A 4,045-nucleotide genomic window follows, 5' to 3' on the forward strand; every position below is an offset into this window, starting at 1 on the left:
CTCCCTAAGGTTGGATCCCATTCCCGGTAAATCTGTTAGGATCGCAAAGCCGATCCCGTGCCTGCTGAAATGCGGTACACCGTTTTCGGGATCCATTAGGAGAACACCGCCGTGGTTAAGAGCACCCCCTCCAGCAAAGCCGATACGGAGCAGCGTTTGGATCCCGCCAGCCGGGGTCACTCCAAAGACAGTTCCACCGCACCCAAAGGGATCCCGGGTTTTATTCAAGAGACCCGCACAGAATTAAGCAAGATTGTTTGGCCGAGCCGCCGGCAATTGATCGGCGAGTCGGTAGGGGTCTTACTGATTGTGTTGGCTTTTGCTTCCTTCATCTACCTGGTTGATCAAGTGTTTGCTTGGGTAGCCACTCAGCTGTTCTTGTGATGTTCTGTCCTGAGGGGCAAGAGAGTCATGTTCAAGGATGGCTACAGGGAGGATGTGAGGTGATGAGGCCAGAGCAGCAGCGAAAACGTCGTGGGGGCCGTGTGGAGCACTTTGAGCCTGCAGACGCGATCCCGGAACCAGACGAGGGGGAAGGTCAAGAGCGTCGCAACCTGCGCTGGTACGCCGTGCAGGTGGCCTCAGGCTGCGAGAACAAAGTGAAGAGCACCCTGATGCAACGGGCGGCTGCTTTGGATGTGGCGGATCAAATTGTCGAGGTGGTGATCCCGAAGCGAACGGGCTTCAAGCTGGATCGAACCGGCAAGCGCCAGGAGCAAGAGGAGAAGATTTTTCCCGGCTATGTCCTGGTACGCATGGACATGAACGACGACACTTGGATGGTGGTGAAAACAACCCCCAATGTGATCAACTTTGTTGGCACCGAAGAAAAACGGGCCTACGGTCGCGGTCGGGGGCATGTTACACCGCGTCCCCTCAGCCAAAGCGAAGTCCAGCGCATCTTCAGCAGCGTCGAGGTGGAGGAAGTGCCCCTCAAAATCGACATGGCCCCTGGGGATCGCATCGAGGTGCTATCCGGCCCCTTCCAGGGTTTCTACGGCGAGGTGGTGGAGGTCAGCCCAGAACGGGGCAAGCTCAAGGCGTTGATCTCGATTTTCGGGCGCGACACCCCGGTAGAATTAGAGTTTGGTCAAGTGCGAAAAGAGGTGTAACTGCGTTTCATGGCTAAGAAGTTGGTGGCCGTGGTCAAGTTGGCCATTCAGGCGGGCAAGGCCACCCCCGCTCCCCCCATTGGCCCAGCCTTGGGTCAACACGGGGTCAACATCATGGCCTTTTGTAAGGAGTACAACGCCAAGACGGCGGATCAGGCCGGGATGGTGGTGCCTGTTGAAATCTCCATCTTCGAGGATCGCAGCTTTACCTTCGTCCTCAAGACGCCGCCGGCTTCGGTGTTGATCAAGAAGGCTCTGGGCATTGAGTCTGGCTCCAGCGAGCCCCACAAAACCAAGGTGGGATCCCTGACCCGAGCTCAACTGCGCCAGATCGCCGAGCAGAAGCTGCCGGATTTGAATGCCCACGATGTGGAGGCGGCCATGAAAATTATTGCCGGAACTGCTCGCAGCATGGGGGTGACGGTGGTGGATTGATGGAGGGATCCCTTGCCCTATCTGAGGTGTTCACGGTCTTGAAAAAGTTGTTCTAGCAAACCACTGTGGGGGAGAGAAGTTCTCGCCAGTACCCCGAGGAGAAACGATGGCTCGAAAACTTTCCAAACGTATGCAGGCTTTGCGGGAGAAGGTGAAGCCCATTGCCTATGCTCCCGAAGCCGCTTTGGCCCTGATGAAGGAGACGGCCACCGCCAAATTTGAGGAGGCGGCAGAGGTTCACATCCGCCTGGGGATCGATCCCAAGTACGCCGACCAACAACTGCGCACCACTGTAGTTTTGCCCAGGGGCACCGGCCAAGAAATCCGAGTGGCGGTGATTGCCCGCGGCGAGAAAGTGGTGGAGGCCCAAAATGCAGGGGCGGATCGGGTTGGATATGAAGACCTGATCGAGGAAATCAGCAAGGGCATGATGGATTTTGACCTTCTGATCGCCACCCCCGATGTGATGCCCCAGGTGGCTAAGCTGGGGCGGCTGTTGGGGCCGCGCGGCCTCATGCCCTCTCCCAAGGGGGGAACGGTAACCATGGATCTGGCCCAAGCGATTAAGGAGTTCAAGGCCGGCAAGCTGGAGTACCGGGCGGATCGCACCGGCATTGTGCATTTGATCTTCGGCAAGTGCAAGTTCCCCGTCGAAGCTCTGCTGGAGAACCTAAAGGCAGTGCAGGAGTCCATCGATCGCAACCGTCCCTCTGGAGCCAAGGGCAAGTATTGGCGAACCCTACATGTTTCTGCTACAATGGGCCCCTCGATTGAGGTTGATATCAATGCCCTGCGGGAGCTGAAGTTGGCGACCTAAGCCTGGCTTCGGCGCTGCGATGGGTTGAAAAGGGTTTGAGTGAGTGTAATTTGGAGGAGGATCCCGGCAGAACATCTTTCCCCAGTCGAATAGCAAGCCGAAGACAGCAGGTGCCCGCGGGCTTAATGTCCTGCCGAGGTTTGAGCGAAGTTCAAAGGGATCCCTTCTTGGATCGCCTTTGATGGTGCGCTTATCTCCATGCGTCTCGGCCACGGCTGGGACGCATTCTGTTTGGCAGAACCCAGATTCACCACCCGTTAACCCTGGGTGACCATTGACAACAAAGGAGGTGAGCGCATGGGCAAGCAACCTGTAGCCAAGAAAGCAGAGATCGTCAATGAAGTCCGATCCCTGCTGCAAGCCAGCCAAATGGTGCTGGTGATCGACTACAAGGGGCTGACCGTTTCGGAGATGGATCAACTGCGGGCAGAGCTGCGCAAATCGGATTCGGTTTGCATGGTTGTTAAGAATACCCTGATGCGGCGGGCCATCGCCGACCAAAAAGCTTGGGCAGGGATCGCTCCCTTCTTGGCAGGGCCGACGGCCTTTATCTTGATTCGGGGCGATATTTCAGCCGCCCTGAAGGCGTATCAAGATTTTGCCAAGCAAACCAAGAAAACCGAGTTCCGCGGTGCTGGCATTGAAGGGCTATCCCTGACCTTGGAGCAGGCCAAGGCCATCGCCGAGCTACCGCCCAAGGAAGTGCTCATGGCCCAAGTGGCGGGCAGCCTCAAGTCGGTGGCCACCGGCCTGGCGGTCGGGCTCAATGCTGTGCCCACGCAAGTGGCGCGCGGTATCCACGAGATCCCAGCCTCTCTGGGGCGGGCCATCCGGGCCATTGCCGACAAGGAGGCCGCCTAAAGGGCTTCGGTTCATCAGCCCAAACCTGTGTATCGATTCTGTTACCCCCAAGGAGAAACCATCATGTCTTCAGAGCGCGTTGCAAAGATTTTGGAAGAGTTGAAAGCCTTGAGCTTGCTGGAAGCTTCCGAGCTGGTGAAAGCCATCGAGGAAACCTTTGGCGTCAGTGCAGCAGCCCCAGCCGGCGGTATGGTCATGGCAGCTCCTGTGGCAGCGGCGGCGGCAGCTCCGGCGGCAGCCCCTGAGCCGGTGGAAGAGCAAACTGCCTTTGATGTCATCCTCGAGGCTGTGCCAGCCGACAAGAAGATCGCCATCCTCAAGGTGGTGCGCGAGTTGACCGGCTTGGGTCTGAAGGATGCCAAAGATCTGGTCGAGGCGGCTCCCAAACCCGTCAAAGAAGGGGTTGCCAAAGAGGAAGCCAACGACATCAAGAAAAAGCTGGAAGAAGCCGGCGCCACCGTCAAGATCAAGTAGTTCCAGTTACGAGGAGAGCGCCTCTCCCTGCTCTGACGAGGAATCTAATCAAGACTCTCAAACCCAAGGGGGGCTGCTCCGGCCCCTCTTTTGGGTCTGCCCGACCATTGGCGTGAGTTCAGGATCCCTGCTCCGCCGCGCTTCCACCTCTCCGTGAGCTTTCAAGAGGGCAGCCAGCTTGCGACGCATGACGATGCTGGGTTTATCGGTAAACATGTGCTGCTCCGCCTTGATATCGAGGGGAACGTCATAGTCGGTGCTTTCCAGAACCCGTTGATCCTCAAGGGTCACCTGCCGATCGAAGGCGATGATACTCTCAGCTAGAAATCGCAGGAGCCCCGCACTG

At 57.6% G+C, this 4,045-nt stretch carries 6 protein-coding genes, 1 pseudogene and 1 other annotated feature; of the genes and pseudogenes, 6 read left to right on the forward strand and 1 reads right to left on the reverse strand.

The window, feature by feature from the left end:
* The first annotated feature begins 111 nt into the window (after positions 1 to 111).
* The 6 genes from secE to rplL all read left to right on the forward strand — a co-directional run bounded on the left by secE (position 112) and on the right by rplL (position 3,699).
* Positions 112 to 384, forward strand: a complete 273-nt coding sequence (gene secE / locus NW856_RS10585; protein WP_011432847.1) for a preprotein translocase subunit SecE — start codon at positions 112 to 114, stop codon at positions 382 to 384.
* Positions 385 to 446: 62 nt separating this feature from the next.
* Complete coding sequence (gene nusG / locus NW856_RS10590; protein ID WP_414342805.1) at positions 447 to 1,112, forward strand: transcription termination/antitermination protein NusG; 666 nt, start codon at positions 447 to 449, stop codon at positions 1,110 to 1,112.
* 9 nt (positions 1,113 to 1,121) lie between these two features.
* Entirely contained in the window at positions 1,122 to 1,547 is a 426-nt protein-coding gene (gene rplK / locus NW856_RS10595) for a 50S ribosomal protein L11 (RefSeq protein ID WP_011432849.1), read from the forward strand.
* A gap of 106 nt (positions 1,548 to 1,653) precedes the next feature.
* Positions 1,654 to 2,364: a 50S ribosomal protein L1 gene (gene rplA, locus NW856_RS10600; protein WP_011432850.1), complete on the forward strand. Its 711-nt coding sequence runs from the start codon at positions 1,654 to 1,656 to the stop codon at positions 2,362 to 2,364.
* A gap of 79 nt (positions 2,365 to 2,443) precedes the next feature.
* Positions 2,444 to 2,603 (forward strand) — a sequence feature (ribosomal protein L10 leader region).
* A 58-nt stretch (positions 2,604 to 2,661) separates the two neighbouring features.
* Positions 2,662 to 3,225: a 50S ribosomal protein L10 gene (rplJ, locus tag NW856_RS10605; protein WP_414400193.1), complete on the forward strand. Its 564-nt coding sequence runs from the start codon at positions 2,662 to 2,664 to the stop codon at positions 3,223 to 3,225.
* 63 nt (positions 3,226 to 3,288) lie between these two features.
* Complete coding sequence (rplL, locus tag NW856_RS10610; protein ID WP_414329114.1) at positions 3,289 to 3,699, forward strand: 50S ribosomal protein L7/L12; 411 nt, start codon at positions 3,289 to 3,291, stop codon at positions 3,697 to 3,699.
* Positions 3,700 to 3,756: 57 nt separating this feature from the next.
* Here the strand turns inward: rplL and NW856_RS10615 are convergent.
* Positions 3,757 to 4,045: pseudogene (locus NW856_RS10615) on the reverse strand (hypothetical protein); the annotation flags it as partial.

Source organism: Synechococcus sp. R3-13 (assembly GCF_047462195.1).
Taxonomy (GTDB): domain Bacteria; phylum Cyanobacteriota; class Cyanobacteriia; order Thermostichales; family Thermostichaceae; genus Thermostichus.

What these genes read in the sequence shown, in the direction of transcription:
- rplA (WP_011432850.1), top strand. Translation starts at nt 1,654, where the DNA reads ATGGCTCGAAAACTTTCCAAACGTATGCAGGCTTTGCGGGAGAAGGTG.
- nusG (WP_414342805.1), top strand. Translation starts at nt 447, where the DNA reads ATGAGGCCAGAGCAGCAGCGAAAACGTCGTGGGGGCCGTGTGGAGCAC.
- rplJ (WP_414400193.1), top strand. Translation starts at nt 2,662, where the DNA reads ATGGGCAAGCAACCTGTAGCCAAGAAAGCAGAGATCGTCAATGAAGTC.
- rplL (WP_414329114.1), top strand. Translation starts at nt 3,289, where the DNA reads ATGTCTTCAGAGCGCGTTGCAAAGATTTTGGAAGAGTTGAAAGCCTTG.
- rplK (WP_011432849.1), top strand. Translation starts at nt 1,122, where the DNA reads ATGGCTAAGAAGTTGGTGGCCGTGGTCAAGTTGGCCATTCAGGCGGGC.